This window comes from Sphingomonas larreae (genome assembly GCF_051400595.1).
Classification (GTDB): Bacteria; Pseudomonadota; Alphaproteobacteria; order Sphingomonadales; family Sphingomonadaceae; genus Sphingomonas.
This window is the reverse complement of the sequence record NZ_JBLFFI010000001.1, coordinates 1349999-1371001: the sequence shown is the minus strand read 5'-3', so window position 1 is coordinate 1371001 and position 21003 is coordinate 1349999. Positions and strand designations below refer to the sequence as shown.

The 21003-nt window shown below is 69.9% G+C and carries 23 protein-coding genes and 1 tRNA gene; 11 read left to right on the top strand and 13 right to left on the bottom strand.

Going from position 1 to position 21003, the window contains the following annotated elements; genetic code table 11:
- Window positions 1-155 precede the first annotated feature (155 nt).
- Both ACMGDM_RS06245 and cpdR read right to left on the bottom strand, forming a co-directional pair.
- Window positions 156-230: transfer RNA gene (locus ACMGDM_RS06245), tRNA-Val, on the bottom strand.
- A 56-nt stretch (window positions 231-286) separates the two neighbouring features.
- Window positions 287-664 (bottom strand): cell cycle two-component system response regulator CpdR, encoded by a 378-nt coding sequence (gene cpdR / locus ACMGDM_RS06240; protein ID WP_436803231.1) that lies wholly within the window; start codon window positions 662-664, stop codon window positions 287-289.
- 169 nt (window positions 665-833) lie between these two features.
- Between cpdR and ACMGDM_RS06235 the strand changes: the two genes are divergently transcribed.
- Window positions 834-1676, top strand: coding sequence for an N-formylglutamate amidohydrolase (locus ACMGDM_RS06235; protein WP_436803230.1), 843 nt, complete (start codon window positions 834-836; stop codon window positions 1674-1676).
- Window positions 1677-2272: 596 nt separating this feature from the next.
- Here the strand turns inward: ACMGDM_RS06235 and ACMGDM_RS06230 are convergent.
- Together ACMGDM_RS06230 and ACMGDM_RS06225 are read right to left on the bottom strand one after the other, a co-directional pair.
- Window positions 2273-3040 (bottom strand): SapC family protein, encoded by a 768-nt coding sequence (locus ACMGDM_RS06230; RefSeq protein ID WP_436803229.1) that lies wholly within the window; start codon window positions 3038-3040, stop codon window positions 2273-2275.
- 78 nt (window positions 3041-3118) lie between these two features.
- Complete coding sequence (locus ACMGDM_RS06225; protein ID WP_436803228.1) at window positions 3119-4564, bottom strand: FAD-binding oxidoreductase; 1446 nt, start codon at window positions 4562-4564, stop codon at window positions 3119-3121.
- Between the two features lie 78 nt (window positions 4565-4642).
- Between ACMGDM_RS06225 and ACMGDM_RS06220 the strand changes: the two genes are divergently transcribed.
- Window positions 4643-5122, top strand: coding sequence for a hypothetical protein (locus tag ACMGDM_RS06220; RefSeq protein ID WP_436803227.1), 480 nt, complete (start codon window positions 4643-4645; stop codon window positions 5120-5122).
- 137 nt (window positions 5123-5259) lie between these two features.
- Window positions 5260-6669 (top strand): DEAD/DEAH box helicase, encoded by a 1410-nt coding sequence (locus ACMGDM_RS06215; protein ID WP_436803226.1) that lies wholly within the window; start codon window positions 5260-5262, stop codon window positions 6667-6669.
- A 173-nt stretch (window positions 6670-6842) separates the two neighbouring features.
- Here the strand turns inward: ACMGDM_RS06215 and ACMGDM_RS06210 are convergent, their stop codons facing one another.
- The 5 genes from ACMGDM_RS06210 to ACMGDM_RS06190 form a co-directional block, all read right to left on the bottom strand.
- The gene (locus ACMGDM_RS06210; RefSeq protein WP_436803225.1) at window positions 6843-7445 is read right to left on the bottom strand and encodes a DedA family protein; all 603 of its coding nucleotides are present in this window, start codon (window positions 7443-7445) and stop codon (window positions 6843-6845) included.
- A 19-nt stretch (window positions 7446-7464) separates the two neighbouring features.
- Window positions 7465-8424: a glutathione synthase gene (gene gshB, locus ACMGDM_RS06205; RefSeq protein ID WP_436803224.1), complete on the bottom strand. Its 960-nt coding sequence runs from the start codon at window positions 8422-8424 to the stop codon at window positions 7465-7467.
- A 71-nt stretch (window positions 8425-8495) separates the two neighbouring features.
- Entirely contained in the window at window positions 8496-8873 is a 378-nt protein-coding gene (locus ACMGDM_RS06200; RefSeq protein WP_436803634.1) for a YraN family protein, read from the bottom strand.
- A 104-nt stretch (window positions 8874-8977) separates the two neighbouring features.
- Window positions 8978-9430, bottom strand: a complete 453-nt coding sequence (locus tag ACMGDM_RS06195) for a c-type cytochrome (RefSeq protein ID WP_436803223.1) — start codon at window positions 9428-9430, stop codon at window positions 8978-8980.
- Entirely contained in the window at window positions 9427-9879 is a 453-nt protein-coding gene (locus ACMGDM_RS06190; protein ID WP_436803222.1) for a DUF983 domain-containing protein, read from the bottom strand. Before ACMGDM_RS06190 ends, ACMGDM_RS06195 begins: the two co-directional genes overlap by 4 nt.
- A 56-nt stretch (window positions 9880-9935) precedes the next feature.
- Here ACMGDM_RS06190 and ACMGDM_RS06185 point away from each other — a divergent pair, with 56 nt between their 5' ends.
- A complete protein-coding gene (locus ACMGDM_RS06185) occupies window positions 9936-11000 on the top strand; it encodes a hypothetical protein (RefSeq protein ID WP_436803221.1) in 1065 nt (354 codons plus the stop codon).
- Here the strand turns inward: ACMGDM_RS06185 and rsmI are convergent.
- Entirely contained in the window at window positions 10990-11832 is an 843-nt protein-coding gene (gene rsmI / locus ACMGDM_RS06180) for a 16S rRNA (cytidine(1402)-2'-O)-methyltransferase (protein ID WP_436803220.1), read from the bottom strand. The two genes, ACMGDM_RS06185 and rsmI, sit on opposite strands and share 11 nt — an antisense overlap.
- On the opposite strand from rsmI, the gene ACMGDM_RS06175 reads away from it, so the two are divergent.
- On the top strand, window positions 11831-13030 hold the full coding sequence (locus ACMGDM_RS06175) for a penicillin-binding protein activator (protein ID WP_436803219.1): 1200 nt from the start codon (window positions 11831-11833) through the stop codon (window positions 13028-13030). The genes rsmI and ACMGDM_RS06175 overlap by 2 nt on opposite strands.
- Window positions 13027-13890: an HpcH/HpaI aldolase/citrate lyase family protein gene (locus ACMGDM_RS06170; protein WP_436803218.1), complete on the top strand. Its 864-nt coding sequence runs from the start codon at window positions 13027-13029 to the stop codon at window positions 13888-13890. The genes ACMGDM_RS06175 and ACMGDM_RS06170 overlap by 4 nt, the downstream gene beginning before the upstream one ends.
- On the opposite strand, the gene ACMGDM_RS06165 is transcribed toward ACMGDM_RS06170, so the two are convergent.
- Complete coding sequence (locus ACMGDM_RS06165; protein ID WP_436803217.1) at window positions 13875-14360, bottom strand: hypothetical protein; 486 nt, start codon at window positions 14358-14360, stop codon at window positions 13875-13877. The two genes, ACMGDM_RS06170 and ACMGDM_RS06165, sit on opposite strands and share 16 nt — an antisense overlap.
- A 244-nt stretch (window positions 14361-14604) precedes the next feature.
- Here ACMGDM_RS06165 and rpiB point away from each other — a divergent pair, with 244 nt between their 5' ends.
- The 5 genes from rpiB to ACMGDM_RS06140 all read left to right on the top strand — a co-directional run bounded on the left by rpiB (window position 14605) and on the right by ACMGDM_RS06140 (window position 18292).
- A complete protein-coding gene (rpiB, locus tag ACMGDM_RS06160) occupies window positions 14605-15039 on the top strand; it encodes a ribose 5-phosphate isomerase B (RefSeq protein ID WP_436803216.1) in 435 nt (144 codons plus the stop codon).
- Entirely contained in the window at window positions 15036-16358 is a 1323-nt protein-coding gene (gene glyA, locus ACMGDM_RS06155) for a serine hydroxymethyltransferase (protein ID WP_436803215.1), read from the top strand. The genes rpiB and glyA overlap by 4 nt, the downstream gene beginning before the upstream one ends.
- 12 nt (window positions 16359-16370) lie before the next feature.
- The gene (locus tag ACMGDM_RS06150; protein ID WP_436803214.1) at window positions 16371-16568 is read left to right on the top strand and encodes a hypothetical protein; all 198 of its coding nucleotides are present in this window, start codon (window positions 16371-16373) and stop codon (window positions 16566-16568) included.
- A gap of 33 nt (window positions 16569-16601) precedes the next feature.
- Window positions 16602-17066 (top strand): transcriptional regulator NrdR, encoded by a 465-nt coding sequence (gene nrdR, locus ACMGDM_RS06145; protein WP_436803213.1) that lies wholly within the window; start codon window positions 16602-16604, stop codon window positions 17064-17066.
- 149 nt (window positions 17067-17215) lie between these two features.
- Window positions 17216-18292: a TrmH family RNA methyltransferase gene (locus ACMGDM_RS06140; protein ID WP_436803212.1), complete on the top strand. Its 1077-nt coding sequence runs from the start codon at window positions 17216-17218 to the stop codon at window positions 18290-18292.
- A 16-nt stretch (window positions 18293-18308) separates the two neighbouring features.
- On the opposite strand, the gene ACMGDM_RS06135 is transcribed toward ACMGDM_RS06140, so the two are convergent.
- Both ACMGDM_RS06135 and ACMGDM_RS06130 read right to left on the bottom strand, forming a co-directional pair.
- Window positions 18309-19166: a hypothetical protein gene (locus ACMGDM_RS06135; RefSeq protein ID WP_436803211.1), complete on the bottom strand. Its 858-nt coding sequence runs from the start codon at window positions 19164-19166 to the stop codon at window positions 18309-18311.
- 474 nt (window positions 19167-19640) lie between these two features.
- Complete coding sequence (locus ACMGDM_RS06130) at window positions 19641-20960, bottom strand: dicarboxylate/amino acid:cation symporter (RefSeq protein ID WP_436803210.1); 1320 nt, start codon at window positions 20958-20960, stop codon at window positions 19641-19643.
- Between the last annotated feature and the right edge of the window lie 43 nt (window positions 20961-21003).

Sequence of the window (21003 nt, the reverse complement as noted above, 5' to 3'; positions counted from 1 at the left end):
TTTTCGGGCGGGGGGCGCCAACGGGTTCTGGCGACGGGGTGTCGAAAGAGGCGAGGTCCGGCAGCTGGTACGCCACCGACCATGCCGGTCGTCGGCCTCGCCGGCATGACGACGCAAAAAACCCCGCTAAGCTGCTCGCCTAGCGGGGCTTTTTATGGTGGGCGTGGCAAGGATTGAACTTGCGACCCCTGCGATGTCAACACAGTGCTCTACCACTGAGCTACACGCCCGAGGGGGCGCGTCTAACCGGGCCGACGCGCCGACGCAAGCGCCTTTTCGCGCCCGCTCAGATCAGCTCGTTGGCGGTATCGACGTCGAACAGTCGCTCGACCTCCAGCACTAGGTCGCGCAGGTGGAACGGCTTGGAGAGCACGCGCGCCTGCGGCATCGTGTTGCCCGCCTTCAGCGTCACCGCGGCGAAACCGGTGATGAACATCACCCGCATCCCGGGCGCGAGCTCCTGCGCCTTCTGCGCCAGCTCGATCCCGTCCATCTCGGGCATGACGATATCGGTGAGCAGCAGGTCGAACCGCTCGTCGCTGAGCAGCGGCAGCGCGGCGGTGCCACGGTCCACCGCGGTGACCGCATAGCCCGAGCGCTCCAACGCGCGCGTGAGATACTCGCGCATCACCGAATCATCCTCGGCGAGAAGAATTCTGATCATCACTGTCCTAGGCTCCCGACGCGCACGCTTATGCCCGATCCGCATTGATTTTTCCACCAGCGGACATGGTGAATACCCACTAAGCTCGTAGTTTTACGCCGCTTGTGACGCGCTAAACGAACGACGGTGCGTTGCGGTGCCGCGGCGGCTTCCATAGGGTCGCGCGCAGATGACGCGCAGCTTCCGTCTGATCGGCGATATGCCCCCCGCCAGCCCGGTGGTGCTGTCGGTGCCGCACGCCGGACGCGACTATCCCGCTGCGCTGCGCGATTCGCTGCGCGCGCCGCTCTCCTGCCTCGCCGCGCTCGAGGACCGGCTGGTCGATTCGCTCGCGCTCGCCGCGCGAAGCGAGGAGACGCTGCTGGTGCAGGACGCGCCGCGCGCCTGGATCGATCTCAACCGCGCCGAGCACGAACGCGACCCGCTGCTCGACGATGGTGCGCGCGGCGGGGCGCCGTTGTCCGCCAAGGTGCGCGCCGGGATCGGCTTGGTGCCGCGCCGCACCGCCGCTGCGGGTGAATTGTGGCGCTGCAAGCTCGCCGGAGGCGAGGTGGAAGCGCGGATCGCCGCGGCGCACCGGCCCTATCACGCCGCCTTGGCGGACGCGTTGGCGCAGGCGCGCGCGCGGTTCGGCTGCGCGGTGCTGCTCGACATCCACTCGATGCCGCCGATCGCGGGCGGACGGACCCGGCTGGTGATCGGCGATCGCTTCGGACGCGCCGCCGGCGCCCGCTTCGTCGCACGGGTAGAGGCGGCAGTGCGCCCGACGAGGCTGGGGCACGCGCTCAACACCCCCTACGCCGGTGGCCACATCCTCGAGCGCCACGCGCGGCCGCATCAGGGCGTCCATGCGATCCAGCTCGAGCTCGACCGTTCGCTCTACCTCGATCGCCAGCTCGATTCGCTCGGCGCAGGGGCGCCCCTGATGGTGGCGCTGCTGCGCGGCATCATCGATGCGCTCGCGGACGAGGCGCTCGCCGCGACCGGCGTGACCCCGCTCGCGGCGGAATGAAAAAAACCACCGCGTGCAAGCACGCGGTGGCCAAGGTTCAGGGAGGAGACACGCCAAAGGCGTGTCATACGGGCTCGCGAAAGGGGGGACACGAGCGCCGTACGCCATTAACTTAGGAAGCCCGTCGTTGGTTGCAACCCCGCGGACGCGAAATGTCGCGGCCATGCGGTGAACCGAGCCGCCGACGGTGGGTAGGTCGAGGCGCTCGTCGCTCGCTTCGGTCCACGAGGCCGGCCGCGCTGACCCAGGTCAGCGGGCCCTGGCCGTGTGGGCTCGGCACGTCGCCCAGCGACCCAGAGGAAGCTACGCCACCAGCAAGCGAGACAATGTCCAGCGCGCCGGCCACGCGGCACCATGTTCAACGCGACGTACCGGCGGAAGGTGGAAGCGGTCGGTGCGCCAGCCGCCATGCGACGCGCACGTGATCCCCGCCGCTCCAAGCGCGGGCATCAGCCCATGCGGCGGGGATCGGCGCATGCCCTAGCCCCGCCGCGATGTTGAGGATCACCAGCACGCCGACCGGAGAGGGAACGTGGTGGCGACGGCCGGTAGCGCTCCGTTTCCGGCTGCCGGGTCGCCACCGTTTCTTGGATTGGTTACACCGTCAGCTGCGGTTGCGGCATCTTGCCCAGCCGGACCTGCCGCGCGAAGATATCGCGCATCAGCGACAGCGAGAAGAGGTGCGCGTACAGCAGCGGCAGCAGCCCCGACTGCGACACCTTGCGCAGCTGGTCGCCGCGCAGGTCGACCAGCTTCTGCTCGTCGATCATCTGGAAGCCGCGATAGATGAAGGGCTGCTCGACGCCGTCCTGCTGGATCGACACCTCACCCTCCATCAGCAGGCCGAGCTCGCGCACCTCGTTCATGAACTGCGCCGTGCGCGCCGCAGCCTGCTCGAAGTTCTCGTTGAACTGCAGGATGTTGCGCGTCAGCTCCGTAGGCTGGCCGCCCTCGAACAGGGCGTCGCCCTCGTCGAACGCGCCGATCGTCGGCGAGGTCGGATCGAAGCACAGCGACAGCTCCTGCGCATCCGGGGTGAGCCGCGCCAGCATATAGGGGTAACGACGGATATAGGCCGGGACGTAGATCGTCTCCTCGAGCAGCTTGCCGCTGTCGTCGATGAACACGTTGACGCCCTCGTTGAGCCCCATCAGCGCCAGCGGGATGGCGTCGTCGCCCGACGAGAAGACGATCGGCATGTGCCGCTGCACCAGCGGGAATTCCTCCACCGTCAGCGGGATCGCATGCTGGTTGGCGAGGAAGGGCGCGACGTTCGAGGGCTTCACCTTGTAATTGGCGTGCGTCTCGCTCGAGAGCGGCTCGAGCCCGTTGTAGAAGAGCGGCAGTTGCGGCGCGCTGGCCATGATGGTCTCCCCTGGACGATTGGGTGCAGTCAGGTCGCGGCGCGTCGCGTCCGGTCGCCGCGCGGATGGGGGGCGGGGTTATTCACTGGCGTCCTCGCGTGCAAGCGTCACGAGCTTGCCCGGATTGAACAACTGGCCCGGATCGAAGGCGCGCTTGATCGCGCGTAGCGCGTGAAGACGCGCGGGAGGCGCGAGCCGCTCGAGCTCGGTGCGCTTCATCTGTCCGATGCCGTGCTCGGCGGCGATCGACCCGCCCGCCGCGGCTACCAGATCGTGAACGAAGCGCGACACCACCGGCACCTGCTCGGCGTACCAGTGCGCCGGATCGGTGCCTGGCGCCGCCCGGACGTGGAAATGAACGTTGCCGTCGCCAAGATGGCCGAAGCCCGAGGCGCGCGTGCCGGGGAAGCGCGCATCGCACGCCGCCGCGGCCTCCACCATGAAGCGCGGCATCGTCTCCACCGGCACCGATATGTCGTGCTGCGCGGCGGGGCCGGTGGCGCGCTCGGCGTCCGAGATCGACTCGCGCAGCTGCCAGAACGCCTCGGCCTGCGCCTCGCTCTGCGCCACTGCGGCGTCGGCGATCTCGCCCGCGTCCAGCGCGTCGGCGAGCACCCGCTCGACCAGCGCGGCGGGGTCGGCGTCCTCATCACCGGCGGTGACCTCGAGCAGCACATGCCACGCGTGGGGGCCGGCGAGCGGCGCACGCGCGCCGGGGACGTAGGCTAGCACCGCCGCCAGCGTCTCGTCGGGCAGCAGTTCGAAACTTTCCAGCGCCGGCGTCGCGCGCTGGAAGCGGCGCAGCAGCGCCATCGCGGTGTCGGGCGAGGCGACACCGGCCCAAGCGACCGCCCGCGCCGCTACCGCTGGCACCAGCCGCAGCGTCGCCGCGGTGACGACACCCAGCGTGCCCTCGGCACCGATCAGCAATTGATCGAGGTCGTAGCCGCGATTGTCCTTCTTGAGCGCGGCGAGCCCGTCGTGCAGCGAACCGTCGGGCAGCACCGCCTCCACGCCCGCCACCAGTCCGCGCATCGTGCCGAAGCGCAGCACCTGCGTGCCGCCGGCGTTGGTCGAGACCAGGCCGCCGACGGTGGCATGCCCCTTGGCGCCGAGCGACAGCGGGAAGCGGCGCCGCTCCGCGAGTGCGGCGGCGTGCAGATCGGCGAGCACCACGCCCGCCTCGGCGACGATCAGCCCGGTGGCAGGGTCAAGCCGGCGTATCCGGTTCATCCGCCGCAATGACAGGATCGCGGCGCTGCCGTCGGCCGGCGGCGTGGCGCCCCCCACCATCGAGCTGTTGCCGCCCTGCGGGACCAGCGGCACACCCAGCGCCCGCGCGCCGCGCACGATCGTCTGCACCTCGCCAGCGTCGCGCGGCTGGAGCAACAGCGTCGCCGCCCCGTGATAGCGCCGGCGCCAATCGACCAGCCAGGGCGCGATCGCATCCGGATCGGTGACGATCGCGCCGGGGGAGAGCCGCGGGGCGAGGTCGTCGGCGAGACGGTGTTGCGCTTCGGTCACGCCGGTCCCTTGCCCGCAAAAGCGTCCGCGTTCAATTCAGGCGGCATTCAACCGATTCTTCGCAACCGGCGATGCCGCATGACCCGACGCCGCCTTTCCGTCCTGCTGTTATCGCTGGCCGCGCCGCTGGCGGTGTCGGCACGCGCGCCGGCGGGCGTGCGGGGCGGGCTCGACGGGATTGAACTGGCGCAGCTGACGATCCACGAGCGGCTGATCATCCGTATCCCGCGTGTCGGTCCCGTTCCCGCGGCGCGCGCCGCGGTGTCGCCGGTGACGTGGGACGAAAAGCGCGGGCCCGAGTGCCTCCGCGTCACCGCGCTGACCGGGGCTGCGATCGATCGCTCGGGCGACGTCGACCTGATCATCGACGGCACGCGCCGGATCCGCGCGAAGCTCGACGACGACTGCCCGACACTCGATTTCTACGCCGGTTTTTACCTTCGCCCCACCAGCGACGGCCAGATCTGCGCCGGCCGCGACGCGATCCGCTCGCGGTCGGGCGCGCTTTGTCCGATCGGCAAGTTCCGCACGCTGATGCCGAAGAAAGCCAAAAAGTAGCGCACGCACGCTGCGGCGTCGGCGCGCTGCCGCGGTGCCCGGACCGCATTCTCCTTGACTTCTCACCGCGGATAGGGAAGCGCACGGGGCCAGGCTTTCCTGCGGTTCCGCCCGCGCCCCACAGCCCGGACATCTGCATGAGCTTCGCCGATCTCGGCCTCTCCGACGAACTTCTCCGCGCGGTGGAGGACACCGGCTATACCGAGCCGACCCCGATCCAGGCGAGCGCCATCCCGCCCGTGTTGATGATGCGCGACATCATCGGCATCGCGCAGACCGGCACCGGCAAGACTGCCAGCTTCGTGCTGCCGATGATCGACATCCTCGCGCACGGCCGCAGCCGCGCGCGCATGCCGCGCAGCCTGATCCTTGAGCCGACGCGCGAACTCGCCGCGCAGGTTGCCGAAAATTTCGAGAAGTACGGCAAATACCACAAGCTCTCGATGGCGCTGCTGATCGGCGGCGTGCAGATGGGCGACCAGGTCAAGGCGCTGGAAAAGGGCGTCGACGTGCTGATCGCCACGCCCGGCCGTCTGATGGACCTGTTCGGGCGCGGCAAGATCCTGCTCACCGGCTGCTCGATGCTGGTGATCGACGAGGCCGACCGCATGCTCGACATGGGGTTCATCCCCGACATCGAGGAGATCTGCACCAAGCTGCCCGCGCAGCGCCAGACGCTGTTGTTCTCTGCGACGATGCCGCCGCCGATCAAGAAGCTGGCGGATCGTTTCCTCAGCAATCCGAAGACGATCGAGGTGGCGCGGCCGGCGAGTACCAACGTCAACATCACCCAGTGGGTGGTGCCGGTCAAAGGTACGTCGTTCGAGAAGCGTCGCGTCCTGCGCCAGCTGCTCGGGCAGGACGACGTGCGCAACGCGATCATCTTCTGCAATCGCAAGACGACGGTGCGCGAGCTCAACAAGAGCCTGCAACAGCACGGCTTTGCCAGCGGCGAGATCCATGGCGACATGGACCAGCCGGCGCGGCTGGCCGAGCTCGACAAGTTCAAGAAGGGCGAGGTGACCATCCTCGTCGCCAGCGACGTCGCCGCACGCGGGCTCGACATCAAGGGCGTCAGCCACGTCTTCAACTTCGACGCGCCGTGGCACCCGGACGATTACGTACACCGCATCGGCCGCACCGGTCGCGCCGGTGCCACCGGCGTGGCCTACACGCTGGCGGCGCCCGACGATCTCGAGAATATCGAGAATATCGAGAAGCTGACCGGGCAGAAGATCGACCGGCTCGAGGTGCGCGCCGACATCGCCGAGGCGGAGGAGCGCCCGCGACCGCGGCGCGACCAGGAAGGCGGGCGTGGTGGCGAGCGTCGCGGGCCGCGTCGACCCGCACGCGAGGCGGTCGCCTCGGAGGTCCCGCCCTCGGAGGAGCGCGCCGCGCGTGTGCCGCGCCCGTCCCGCGAGGAACGTGCGACCGCGCCGCGGGCCGATCGCTACGGCGACCGGCGCCGCGACCGTGACGAGGCGCCCGACGATGGCGGTTGGAACGGTCCGATCCCGGAATTTCTTCAGGTGACGCTCACCAGCTGACGCGGAGCCGCCGGTGTGGAGTGGCGCGATCCGCCGCGCCACCAGCTTGCGTCGGCCGGGCCACGCCTGCACCGCGACATCCTAAGGGTGGATGAGGGCGCTGCAGCGTACGTAGGCGCGCGCGGGCGCAGCGATGGCACGCTCGGCCGTCACGCGCTCCGGATCGCGCGCGATCAGCCCTCCCGCGGTGACCAGGTGGCGACGCGATAGGCGTAATAGCACAGGGCGAGCACCGTCAGCGCGATCCCGGCCGGGCCGACATAGCGGTCGAGCTCGCCGAACTGGCTGCCGAGATAATAGCCGGCGCCCACCAGCACCGCGTTCCAGATGATGCTGCCGAAAAAGGTCATCACGAGAAAGCGCCACAGCGGCATCGCCGCCATGCCCGCCGGCAGCGAGATCATCGTGCGGAAGGTCGGCAAGAAGCGGAACACGAAGATCACCCAGCCGCCATGGTGGTGGAAGAAGTGCTGCACGCGTTCGACATCGCGCCAATCCATCGTCAGCCAGCGGCCGTGCCGCTCGACGAAGGGGCGAAAGCGCGCATAGCCGACGCGGCGGCCGATCCAATACCAGAATATGTTGCCCGCGGTCGTTCCCGCGGTGCCCCACAGCAGCAGCGGCACGATCTCCATCTGCCCGCGCGCCACCGCGATGCCGCCGAGCCCCATGATCACCTCGGACGGGATCGGCGGGACGATATTCTCCAGCGCCATCAGCAGGAAGATGCCGAGATACCCGCCTTTGACGATCCAGCTGACGATGAATTCGGTCACGCCTGCGCCAACGGCGCGATCAGCGTGCGCGTTCCGCGACGCGGCGCTCGATTGCGTCCCAAATGAGACCGGCGACGTCGGTGCCGTCGAACCGCTCGATCGCGACGATGCCGGTGGGCGAGGTGACGTTGATCTCGGTCAGCCACTCGCCGCCGATCACGTCGATGCCGACGAAGATCAGCCCGCGCCGCTTCAACTCGGGCCCGAGCACCGCGCAGATCTCGCGCTCGCGCGGCGTCAGCTCGGTCTTCTCGGCGGATCCGCCGACCGCGAGGTTGCTGCGGATCTCGCCCTCGCCCGGCAGCCGGTTGATCGCGCCCGCCACCTCGCCATCGACCAGCACGATGCGCTTGTCGCCCTTTGCCACGTCGGGCAGGAAGGCCTGCACCATGTGCGGCTCGCGCCAGGTCTGGTTGAATACCTCCATCAACGCGGAGAGGTTCTCGCCTTCGGGGCCGACGCGGAAGATCGCCTTGCCGCCGTTGCCGTGAAGCGGCTTGACCACGATCGCGTCATGCTGGCGCAGGAAGGCGCGCACCTCGTCAAGCGAGCGCGTCACCAGCGTCGGCGGCATGAAGCGCGCGTAATCGAGCACGAACACCTTCTCGGGTGCGTTGCGCACGCTGGCGGGATCGTTGACCACCAGGGTGCGATCGGCGACGCGCTCGAGCAGATGGGTAGCGGTGATATAGCCGAGGTCGAACGGTGGATCCTGCCGCATCAGCACCGCGTCGGTGTCGGCGCCGAGATCGAGCGCGACCGGTTTGCCGAAGCGGAAATGATCGCCCGCGACGCGCTGCACCGTCACCGGATGCGCCTGGGTCCACAGCCGTCCGTCGGCCCAGTTGAGCTGGTCCGCGGTGTAGTGGAACAGCCGGTGCCCGCGCTGCTGCGCCGACAGCATCAACGCGAAGGTCGAGTCGCCCGCGACGTTGATCTGGTCGAGCGGGTCCATCTGGACCGCGACGGTGAGCGTCATGGACTGTCCCTTTCCGGCGAACATCGTTGCGCCGCGAGGTAGGGGTGCGCGGCGGCAATGTCACGCGCGGCTCAGCCGATCCACGCGTTCTCGATATGGCGCGGGCGCGTGCCGGGGGCGAGCAGCAGCACGTCGACGCGGATGTCGTCGCCGGCGCGCGCGTAGCGTGGCATCAGCAGCTCGGCCGCGGCGGCGACGCGCGCGAGCCGGCGCTCGTCGATCGCCAGGTCCAGCTCGGCGGCGGTGCGGCGCGCCTTCACCTCGACGAAGGCGACCAGCGTGCCGCGTCGTGCCACCACATCGACCTCGCCCGCGCGCGTCCGCACGCGGCGATCGAGAATGTCCCATCCCTGCAGCCGCAGCCACCACGCCGCAATCCGCTCGCCGCGCCGTCCCGCCGCCTCGGCGCTGCGACGTTCGTCGACGGAGCGGGGACGGCGGGGGCGCATCGCCGCGGCGTGCGCTGCCGGGCGGGCCCCGGCAAGCACGCGCTGGCCCGCGGCGGTGGGTGGGTGCAGGCGATGATGATGATCCACCGCCGCCGCGCGACGCCCTAGCGCGTCGCCTTGCCGCTCTGCGTGTGGAGGTACGCGATCAGGTCGGCCCGATCGAGCGGGTCGCGCACGCCGGCGAAGCGCATCGCCGTGCCTGGCGCCACCGCGGCGGGGTCGGCGAGCCAGGCATCGAGCGCGGCATCGTCCCACGTTCCGCCGCGCGCGCGCAGCGCCGCGGTATAGCCAAAGCGCGGGCTCACCCCCGCGATCGGCGCGCCCGTGACGCCATGGAGATTGGGACCGTCGCGATCACCCGCGCCGGCGCCGATGGTGTGGCACGCGGCGCATGTCCCGAACAGCCGGCGCCCGCGGCCCGCGTCTGCCGCGGCGAGGCGCTGCGCCAGCGTGGCGCGCGGGCCGAGCGCGCGCCGACGCGCCGCCACGTCGCCATCGCCGCAGCCGGCGAGCAGCCCCGCCAGGCTCACGCTGAGGAGCGCCGCCGCGCGGCTCATGGGTCGAAGTCGCTGCTGCCCGGCGCGCCACCGTGCAGGTCCGACCAGAGGTCGCGCGTCCCTGCCTCTTGCGCGCGGTTCACATATTGCGACGCGACCAGCCAACCTTTGATCGGCCGTAGCGGCAGCAGCGTTCCGAGTACCATCAGCGGCACCGAGGTGACGAGATGGACCCAGGCGGGCGGATCGAACGCCACCTGCAGCCACACCACCAGCGCGGTCAGCGGCAGCGCGATGATGCACAGCGAGAAGAACGCCGGCCCATCGTCGGGTGCGGCGAAGCGATAGTCGAGCCCGCAACGCGCGCAGCGCGGCACCACCTTGAGCCAGGACGCGAACATCCGCCCCTCACCGCAGCGCGGGCAGCGGCCGTGCCAGCCCGAGCGGATGATCCACCAGAAGCGGTCACGACCGTTCAGCGCGGTGGGATCGGGGGGCGACGGTTCCATGCCGTGCCATGTAGGGAGCCTTGGCGGTTGCGACGATGGGACAGATCGTCCTAGCCGTGTGCCGCTCCCTGGCGGTGCCGGCGCGCGCGGTAAGCGGTGACACCGGAATGGCGCAATATCGCCTAGTTGCGGCACCAACGCTGGCCTATCATGCGCGCGATCGAGCGGGAGCGCGACGGATGATCGGTCGATTGTCGCCACGACTGGTGGCCGCTGGACTGCTGGTGGCGAGTGTTCCCGCCGCGGCGCAGCAACGGGCGGCGGACTCGGACGCCGCTATCGCCGCCGATTCGCTTGCGGCCCCTCCACCCGCGGACCAGCGACTCGCGGACAATGGTGACATCATCATCGCGGCGCCAACCCGAAAGGTGATCAGCCAGCAGGTGCGTCAGGTGACCGGCCCCGCGTCGCAAAACGCGCCGCTCGCGCGCTTCCAGTCACCGGTATGCGTTGCGGTCGGCGGGCTGTCGGCCGGTCTGGCGGGTGCGATCGCGCAGCGCATGCTGGAAGACGCCGAGCGCGCCGGGATGACACTCGGCGGGGAACGATGCCGCCCCAACACGATGATGCTTTTCGTCGACGACGCACGCGCAGAGCTGTCGCGGATGATCAAGCGCAACCATCGCGCGCTGCAGGGCGTCGGCGCGGCGACGCGGCGCGCGCTGCTCAAGGCACGGGGGCCCGCGTTTGCGTGGCGTCTGACCGAGATACGCACGCGTGACGGCGAGAGCCAGCTGCCGGAAGACGGGCCCGCGGTCTACCGGGTCGCGACCGCCTCCCGCATCAATCAGCCGGTGCGACAGGACGTTATTACCGCGGTGCTGATCGTCGAACGACGTGCCGCCGTGGGTAAGACCTCGCAGCAGCTCGCCGACTATGGCGCGCTGCGTCTGTTCGCGGGCGCGCGCGAGCTCACCGCCGGCGGGCTCGCATCGGTGCTGACGCTGTTTGGCCCCGCCGCCACAGCCCCGGCCGAGCTCACCGCGTTCGATCGCGGCTATCTTCGGGGGCTATATACCGGCGCGGCGAACGCTTTCGCCTATAGCCAGCGCGGGCGCATGGCGGACGCGATTGCGCGCGAGACCGCCGCCGCGCACGCGGCCGGCCCGGCTACGCCTTGAGCGCCAGCGCGCGCGCGTACAACTCGCGTCGATCCAGCCCGAGCGCCTTGGCCACCTCGCCCGCCGCTTTGGAGGCAGGCAGCCGCGTGAGCGCGTCGCGCAGCGCCGCGTCGGCCTCGTCCGCGCTCGCCGGCGCGGGCGGCGCCGGTGGTGCCACCACCACGACGATCTCGCCCTTCGGCGGTGCCTCGGCGTAGCGCGCCGCCAGCTCGGCGAGCGTTCCCGTCACGGCTTCCTCGAACTTCTTGGTGATCTCGCGGCACACCGCCGCTTCGCGCGTGCCCAGTCCCTCCGCAAGCGCGCCGAGGCAGGCGCCGAGCCGCGGCCCCGATTCGTACAGCACCAGCGTGGCGCGCACCGCCGCCACCTCGCGGATCGCCTCCGCGCGCGCCTGCTCCTTCGGCGGCAGAAAGCCAAGATACAGGAAACGATCGGTCGGCAGCCCGGCGAGCGTCAGCGCCGCCACCGCCGCGCAGGCGCCCGGCACGGTGACGACGTGCCGCCCCGCGGCGCGTGCCTCGCGCACCAGCTTATAGCCCGGATCGGAGATCAGCGGCGTGCCGGCGTCCGAGACGAGCGCGATGACCTCGGTCGCCATCCGCTCGATCAGCCGCGGCCGCACCTCGGCGGCATTGTGATCGTGATAGGGGGTCATCGGCCGCTTGGCGCCGATGTGGCGCAGCAGCCCGGCGGTGACTCGGGTATCTTCCACCGCGATCAGGTCGGCGGCGGCGAGCACCGCCGCCGCGCGCGGCGAGAGATCGCCGAGATTGCCGATCGGGGTGGCGACGATGTAGAGCCCAGGCGGTATCGAGTTCACGGGAGTTGTCATGGCAGAGGCGATCGGGCGGCCGCAATGGTCGAGCGCAATGAGCCGGTTGGTCGCGGTCACCGGCGCGCTGCTGCTCGCGGCCTGCTCGACGGTGGTGCCGCGTGCCCCCGTCGAGGCGCCGCGACCGCAGACGCAGGCGCCGCCGCCGCACGACACTGCGCCCGAGGTGGTCACCGGGCTACCGCGCGACACGGAGCGGCACCGCGTGGCGCTGCTGGTGCCGCTCTCGGGCAGCAACGCCGGGGTGGGGCGCAGCCTCGCCAACGCCACCCAGCTGGCGCTGCTCGACACGCGCAACGCGCAGGTGCGCATCACCAGCTATGACACCGCCACCGGGGCGGCGCAGGCGGCGTCGCGCGCGATCGCGGACGGCGCGCAGCTGATCCTGGGCCCGCTGCTCGCCGAGGACGTGCGCGCGGTGGCGCCGGTGGCGCGCGCCGCCAAGGTGCCGGTGCTGTCCTTCTCGAACGACACCGGCGTGGCGGGCAACGGCGCCTATGTGCTGGGCTATGCGCCGGCGCAGTCGATCGAGCGCGTGGTCGGCTTCGCCCGCGCGCGCGGCATGAACAATTTTGGCGGGCTGGTGCCGAACGCGCTGTACGGCAGCCGCGCTTCCACCGCCTTCCTGCGCGCGGTCGAGCAGGCCGGCGGTCGGGTGGTGTCGCTGCAGACCTATGACCGCGGCCCGGGCGCGCTCGGCGCGGCGGTGCAGCGCATGACGAAGGATGCGCCGTTCGATGCGATCCTGATCGCGGACAGCGCTGGATCGGCGACGACCGCGGTGCCGCTGCTGCGGCGCTCCAGCCCCTCGGCGCAGATCCTCGGCACCGAATTGTGGAACGCGGACAAGGGCGCCAGCGCGCCGGCGCTGAGCGGTGCCTGGTTCGCCAGCGTGCCCGACGATCTGTATCGCCAATATGCGCGCAACTACCGTACCCGCTTCAACGCCGCGCCGTACCGGCTGTCGAGCCTGGGCTATGACTCGGTGCTGCTCGTGGTGCGGATCGCGCGCGACTGGAAGCCGGGCACGCCCTTCCCCGAGCCGCGGCTGCGCGACGCCGACGGCTTCGCCGGGATCGACGGCGCGTTCCGCTTCGGCCGCGACGGCGTGGCCGAGCGCGCGCTGGAGGTGAAGGAGCTGCGTGCCGGCGGCGCGGTGGCGGTGTCGCCCGCGCCGGCGGGGTTCACGGCGAAGTGAGCGGGGCCGCGCCGCGGCCGCGCCGCAGCGCCTTGTTCATGCCGGCGTCCAACGCGCGCGCACTCGCCAAAGCCGCGACGCTCGCGTGCGACGTCGTGATCCTCGACCTCGAGGACTCGGTTGCACCCGCGGCCAAGACCGACGCGCGCGCGGCTGCTGTGGCGGCGCTGCACGCCGGCTTCGGCGGGCGCGAGGCGGTGATGCGCGTCAATGCCGTCGACACACCATGGCATATCGACGACCTCGCCGCGCTCCGGGGCGCCCCGCTCGACGCGGTACTGCTCCCCAAGGTGGACGGCCTCGACACCCTCCGTACCGCGCGCGCCGCGCTCGGCGACGGGCCGGCGCTCTGGGCGATGATCGAAACCTGCGCAGGGGTCGCCGCGCTGCACGCCATTGCCGCCGCGGCGGGTGAGACCGGTCTGACCGCGCTCGTCGTCGGCCCCAATGATCTCGCGCGCGAGCTGCGTTGTCAGCCCGGTGCCGACCGCGCGCCGCTCTGGCCGATCCTCACCGAGGTGGTGCTGGCGGCGCGGCTCGCCGGCATCGCCGCGCTCGACGGCGTGATCAACACGCTCGACGATCTCGACGCGATCGCACGCGAATGTAACCAGGGCGCGCGCTGGGGGTTCGACGGCAAGACCTTGATCCACCCCGCGCAGATCGCGCCGGCGAACCGCGCCTTCGCGCCCTCGCCCGCTGCGGTGGCACGCGCCGAGCGGATCATCGCCGCCTTCGCGCTGCCCGAGCATGCGGCGTCAGGCGCGGTACGGGTCAACGGCGAGATGGTCGAGCGGCTGCACCTCGACGGCGCCGAGCGGGTGCTCGCGCTGCACCGCGCGGTTCAGTCGCGGCAATAGCCCTCGCCAGGCTTCACGGTCAGGCAATCTGCCTTGCCGTCGAGGTATTTGAGTCCGGTGCCGGCGCCGTCGCTCGGGCGCAGCAGCTCCTGGGCGCCGTTGCGCTCGAAGCGGATGCCCTGTGGCGTGACTGCGCCGTCGTAGCGTCCCTTGTCGTCGAGGCTCCACTGCATCGCCAGCGTCACCGCCGCGTCGCTGCCCGTGCGCGGGGTGACGACCAGGTTGAGCCCTTCCACGCCGCGCCATCGCCCGAGATAGTCGCCGCGCGTACGCGTCGCGGTGACGCTGGGGTCGGGCGCGAGCGCGTTGGCGGCAGGCGGCGTCGCGGTCGTGACGTCCGGGGCGGCGGTTGCGTTGGCCGCAGCCCCGGTGCCGTCACTGATAGTGTCGTTGCCCGTCGGGGCCGGTGCCGGGCCGCTGCAGCCGACGAGGAGCAGGGTGGCGGCGGCGACGAGCGCGGACGGTCTCATGTGGCGGATAACTCGCGGCGGGGGAGCTGCGTTCCCGGGACGGCGCGCGGCGGCCGCGCATGCGGCATCATGCACGCGGCGGGATCTTGGGCACGGAAGCGGTCGATCGCCGCAGACCTACCCCTTGCCCCTTCCGCGCGAGAGCATTGTCTCTCACGCCATTCGCGCTTGACTGCGCCGCCCCCGGGGGGCACGCGCCACGCGTCGCGGGGCGATCGTCCGCCCGCGCCCGGAGACCGATCCCGTGCGAGTCGCCATCGCCACTGACCATGCTGCCGTCGCGCTCAAACAGGAGCTCAAGGCCTGGCTGACCGACCAGGGGCACGCGGTGCTCGACCTTGGCACCGACGGCACCGCGAGCGTCGACTATCCCGATTACGGCCGCAAGCTCGCCGAGGCGCTCGCCGCCGGCCAGGCCGAGCGCGGCATCGCCTTGTGCGGCTCGGGCATCGGCATCATGATCGCGGCGAACCGCAATCCCGCGGTGCGCTGCGCGCTCGTGTCCGAACCCTTCTCCGCCGCGCTCGCGCGCAGCCACAATGACGCCAATGCGATCGCGCTCGGCGCGCGGCTGATCGGGCTCGACATGGCCAAGCAGTGCGTCGCCACGTTCCTCGCGACCGAATTCCTCGGCGGGCGTCATACCGCCCGCGTCGACATGCTCAAGGAGCCCGTATGAGCACCAACCCCGCCACCCAGATCCCCGCCTCGCCGACCGGCGCGGCGCCGAGCGGCTTCTTCGACCGCGGCCTCGCCGAGGCCGATCCCGCGGTGTTCGCCGGCGTCGAGCATGAGCTGACCCGCGAGCAGACCCAGATCGAGCTGATCGCGAGCGAGAATATCGTCAGCCGCGCGGTGCTCGAGGCGCAGGGCTCGGTGTTCACTAACAAATATGCCGAAGGCTATCCGGGCAAGCGCTATTACCAGGGCTGCCACCCGTCGGACGAGGTCGAGCAACTCGCGATCGACCGCGCCAAGCAGCTGTTCGGCTGCGGCTTCGTCAACGTTCAGCCGCACTCCGGCGCGCAGGCCAACGGCGCGGTGATGCTCGCGCTGGCCAAGCCGGGGGACACGATCCTGGGGCTCAGCCTCGACGCTGGCGGGCACCTCACCCATGGCGCCCGCGCGGCAATGAGCGGCAAGTGGTTCAACGCGGTGCAGTACGGCGTCGACGCCGAAACGCATCTGATCGACTATGACGCGGTCGAGCGGCTCGCCGCCGAGCATAAGCCCCGCGTCATCATCGCGGGCGGCTCGGCCTATCCGCGCCACATCGACTTCGCACGGTTCCGCGCCATCGCCGACCAGGTCGGCGCGACCTTCATGGTCGACATGGCGCATTTTGCCGGGCTGGTCGCGGGCGGCGTCCACCCGACTCCGTTCGGCCACGCGCATGTCGTCACCACCACCACGCACAAGACGCTGCGCGGGCCGCGGGGCGGCATGATCCTGACCGATGACGAGGCGATCGCGAAGAAGATCAATTCGGCGGTCTTCCCAGGGCTGCAGGGCGGGCCGCTGATGCACGTCATCGCCGCCAAGGCGGTGGCGTTCGGCGAGGCGCTGCGCCCCGAGTTCCGCGGCTATGCCGCCGCGGTGGTGGAAAATGCCAAGGTGCTGGCGGCGACGCTCAAGGAGCGCGGCGCCGACCTGGTCTCGGGCGGCACCGACACGCATCTCGCGCTGGTCGACCTCACCCCGCTGGGCGTCACCGGCCGTGATGCCGACGAGGCACTGGAGCGCGCGGGCATCACCTGCAACAAGAACGGCATCCCCAACGATCCGCTGCCCCCGGTCAAGACCAGCGGCATCCGCGTCGGCTCGCCTGCGGGCACGACGCGCGGCTTCGGCACCGGGGAGTTCCGCGAGATCGGCAACATGGTCGCCGACGTGCTCGACGGGCTCGCGCAGAAGGGCGAGGCCGGGGACCCGCAGGTCGAGGCGAGCGTTCGGGATCGCGTGCGTGCGCTGTGCGCGCGCTTCCCGATCTATCAGTAAGGAGGCTCGGCGATGGCGACGTTCGACGACAAGGCCCGTGAGGTACAGAGCAACGTCAAGGGCACGCCGGGGCTCGGCAAGAGCATGGCGAAGTGGAGCGCGCTGGGCGCGGTGGTGGCGATCCCGGTGCCGGTGATCGGCCCGGTGTTCGGCGCGATCGCGGGTGCGGTCTATGCCTATCGCAAGGGCACCAAGAACCGCGGCCTGTGAGGCTCGCGCCGCGGACACGGGTGAAGGACTAGGATGCGCTGCCCGTTCTGCGGCCATGACGCGAGCCAGGTGAAGGACAGTCGCCCCACCGACGATGGGGCGGCGATCCGGCGCCGGCGTCAGTGCGAGGGCTGTGCCGCCCGCTTCACCACCTTCGAGCGGATCCAGCTGCGCGAGCTGACCGTGGTGAAGAGCGAGCATCGCCGTGAGCCGTTCGACCGTGAAAAGCTGCTCCGCTCGGTCGCGATCGCGGCGCGCAAGCGACCCGTGGAGGCGATACAACTCGAAAAGCTGGTGAGCGGCATCCAGCGCCAGCTCGAGACCAGCGGCGAGGCCGAGGTCTCGGCCAAGCGCATCGGCGAAATGGTGATGGACGGGCTGAAGGGGCTCGACTCGGTCGCCTACATCCGCTTCGCCAGTGTCTACCGCGACTTCAGCGAGGCCCGCGATTTCGAGGAGTTCGCCGGCAGTGTCGAGGAGGCGGGGCGGGAGAGCTGAAAGGCAGCCAGCCTGCCTCCGCGCCGGTCAGCGATTGATGCTCCGCCCGCTGCCCTTGCCCTTCGACGCGGCTGCCGCTTCCGCCGTGCCGTTCGCTTCGAGCAGCATCGAGCTTGCCGAGATGCGTCCGTCGAGAACATAGACCAATGATGAGCTTCCACGTCTACATCCTGCGCTGCGCCGACGGCAGCTATTACACCGGCCATACCGAGGATCTCGAGCGTCGCGTCGCCGAGCATCAGGCGGGTACGGTCTCCGGCTATACGCACGACCGCCGGCCCGTGGAGCTGATGTGGTCGCAGGAGTTTCCCACGCTCGCGGAGGCGCTCGAGCGCGAGCTCCAGGTAAAGGATTGGTCGCGCAAGCAGAAGGAGGCGCTGTTCCGCGCCGACGGGGAGGTTACCGCTGCGGCGGCGGGTTCTCGACCGCGCGTCTCGACTGCGCTCGACGCTGGCTCGAACCGAACGGCAGAGGAGCAGGCGATGAACCAGGAGGACACAGTCCCGACCCCCGCCCCGCCCCCCGTCATCGTCCTCGTCCGCCCGCAGCTCGGCGAAAACATCGGCAAGGCGGCGCGCGCGATGCTCAACTTCGGGTTGACCGAGCTGCGCCTCGTCGCGCCGCGCGACGGCTGGCCCAACCCGCAGGCCGGTCCTGCCGCGTCGGGCGCCGATCTCGTGCTCGAGCGGGCGCAGGTTTATGACAGCGTAGCCGAGGCGGTGGCCGACTGCGCGCACGTTTATGCCACGACGGTGCGCAAGCGCGGTGTCACCAAGCCGGTCGTCACCCCCGAGGTGGCGGCGCGTGCGATCCACGGCGCGGCTGGCCGCGCCGCGATCCTGTTCGGCCCGGAGCGGTCGGGGCTCGAGACCGACGATGTCGCCGTGGCGCGCACGATCGTCACCGTCCCGATCAACCCCGCCTTCGGCAGCCTCAACCTCGCCCAGGCGGTGATCCTCGTTGCCTATGAATGGTCCAAGGGTGAGGCGCTGGCGAGCCCGCCCGAGACCGAGATCGATCCACCCGCGCCGCAGCAGGAGCTGGACGGCATGATCGCGCAGCTCGACGCGCTGCTCGAGGACGCGGGCTATTTCTTCCCGCCCGATCGCGCGCCCGCGTCACGCCGCACCTTGCGCACGATGCTGACCAAGGCTGCCTGGTCGAGCCTGGAGATCCGCACCATGCGCGGCGTGCTGTCGTCGCTGGCGCCGCGCCGGCGCGGGTGATCGCTGGGCGAGCGGATCAGTCGATCCGTGGGCTGTCCGGTCGCCCGCGCAGATAGGCCGAGGCCGGCGCGTGGAACGGGAAGCCGCTCGCCGCGACGCGATTGAGGATGAGCGGCATCGAGCCGTGGCGCGCGTCGCACTCCATCGCGCTGGCGCGGTCGAGCCAGGCGGGATCTACCAGCGTGCCCGAGCGCGTGCGCATCAATGGCCCGCTTGGGCCCGTCATCGCGGCAATGCGGCGGCGCACGGTGGTATCGGGTAGCGAGAGCGCGCGCGCGATGGCGGCGACACGCACCGCGTGGCTCTGGCGGAAGGTCGTGCCCGACTCGCCGCGGGCCGCGAGTGTGCCGCCCTCCGCGGCGAAGCGCTGGCTGTTGGCATGGAGGATGGCGGAGAAGATCGCCACGTCCACCGCTTCGGGGAAGAGATTGCGGTTCTGGTCGACCAGCGCGAGGAAGAGGTCGAGCACCGCGCAGAGCCCGTCGGTGACCGCGAACGTGCCGACCGAGCGCATCGTCGGCGGCTCGATTGCGCCTGCCGCGGTCGCGTCCGCGACGAAGCGGACGAAACAGTCATGCGCGTAGTTGATCTTGTCCTGAACGAAGCGGCTGCGCCACATGCGTGGCGAGATCGTCACCCCGGCGTCAATCCGGTGGCACAGGCCCGATTCGATCAGCGCTGCGATGTGGCGCCGTACCGTCTCGAACGGACGACCGAGCGAGAGCGCGGCCGAGTGGATCGAAATGGCGCCGTCGCGCCCCGGCTTGGTCAGCGCGGTGCGCATCAGCAGCGCCAGCACCAGGAAACGGTCGACGTTGCCGCGCAGCGGACGCAGCATCGCCACATTGATGCTGGTATGCAGCTCAGCGATCAACCGGACTTTTTGGTGCACGGGCAACGACAGTCGAATGCTGGCATGGGCGGGGGGCATGTCAGCCTGACGCCGCGCGGCGGACGCGTAGTTCGGCACTGAGCGGGTCCTTTCACTTCCAGTAACCATCGCCGTAAAGACAGTCATTCCTGGAATGAGACAAAGAAGAACCAGCGTTTTCTTAAGGTTGTGCGCACTTCCCTGCCTAGTGCGCCCATGCCGCCGGTTCCGCTGGTGCCCCAACCCTCGGAATGTCTACATTATACTGTTGAGTGGAAGCTTGTGACCAGGCCAATTTACCCGATTTGACTGTTAGATGAACTTAGGGCGGTTATTGCTTCTTTTTGATCAACTCTTGCGGCGCTCCGTTGGTTCCTGACGTTACGCAGCGCTTGTCCGACATAAAGTTACTACGGGTACAATCCACATTAGCTTTAGCGCCCATTAACTAAGGCATTTGTAACTCATGAGAGAGCCTCAAGCATTCGCCTGGAGCGTGTTTTCAGTCGACGGTGACCCGTTCAGTGCGGCAGCGAGTCGCGCCTGATCCAGCTTGTTCTCCCACCGCGCCACCACGATCGCGGCCACCGCATTGCCGACGAAGTTGGTGAGGCTGCGGCATTCGCTCATGAAGCGATCGACGCCCAGGATCAGCGCCATGCCCGCCACCGGCACGCTGGGCACGATCGACAGCGTCGCCGCCAGCGTGATGAAGCCCGCCCCGGTCACGCCCGCCGCACCCTTGGACGACAGCATCGCCACGCCGAGCAGCAGCAGCTGCTGGCCCAGGGTAAGATCGACGTTGCACGCCTGTGCGATGAACAGCGCGGCTAGAGTCATGTAGATGTTGGTGCCGTCGAGATTGAACGAATAGCCGGTCGGCACGACCAGACCGACGACGCCGCGGTCGCAGCCCGCCGCCTCCAGCTTGGTGAGCAGCCCGGGCAGCGCCGGCTCTGACGAGGAGGTACCGAGCACCAGCAACAGTTCGCCCTTGAGATACGCGATCAGCCGCAGGATCGAGAAACCGTGCAGGCGCGCCACCACGCCCAGCACGCCCAGCACGAAGACGAGCGAGGTGGCATAGAAGGTCAGCACCAGCCCGCCGAGATTGACCAGGCTGCCTGCGCCATATTTACCGACGGTGAAGGCGATCGCGCCAAAGGCGCCGAGCGGCGCGGCGCGCATGAGGATCGCGACGACCTTGAAGACGACGAGATTCAGGCGCTCGATCAGATCGAGCAGCGGGCGTGCGGGCTCGCCGACGAGGCTGAGCGACACGCCGAACAGGATCGCCACCAGCAGCACCTGGAGGATGTTGTCCTGCGCCAGCGCGGAGACGAGCGTGGTGGGGATGATCGCCAGCAGGAAGCCGATCAACGAGGTTTCGTGCGCCTTGGCGGCATAGTCCTTCACTGCGCCGGTATCGAGCGTGGCCGGGTCGACGTTCATCCCCGCACCGGGCTGGAGCACATTTGCGACGATCAGCCCCACGATCAGCGCAAGCGTCGAGAAAAAGAGGAAATAGCCGAACGCCTTGAGCGCAATCCGTCCGGCCGAGCGGAGCTCGCTGAGGCCGGCGATGCCGCTCACCAAGGTGAGAAAGATGACCGGTGCGATCACCATTTTGACCAGCTTGATGAACGCATCGCCAAGCGGCTTGAGCGCGGCACCCAGCGTGGGGTGGAAGTGGCCGAGCAGCGCCCCCGCAACGATGGCGACGAGCACCTGGACGTAGAGGTGATGATAGAAGGGGCGGGGGGATGGCGCCGGCGCGGCGGCGATGCTGACGGTCATGAACCTCTCCTGCGTCCAGCGGGCGGACGTCTCATGGGATGAC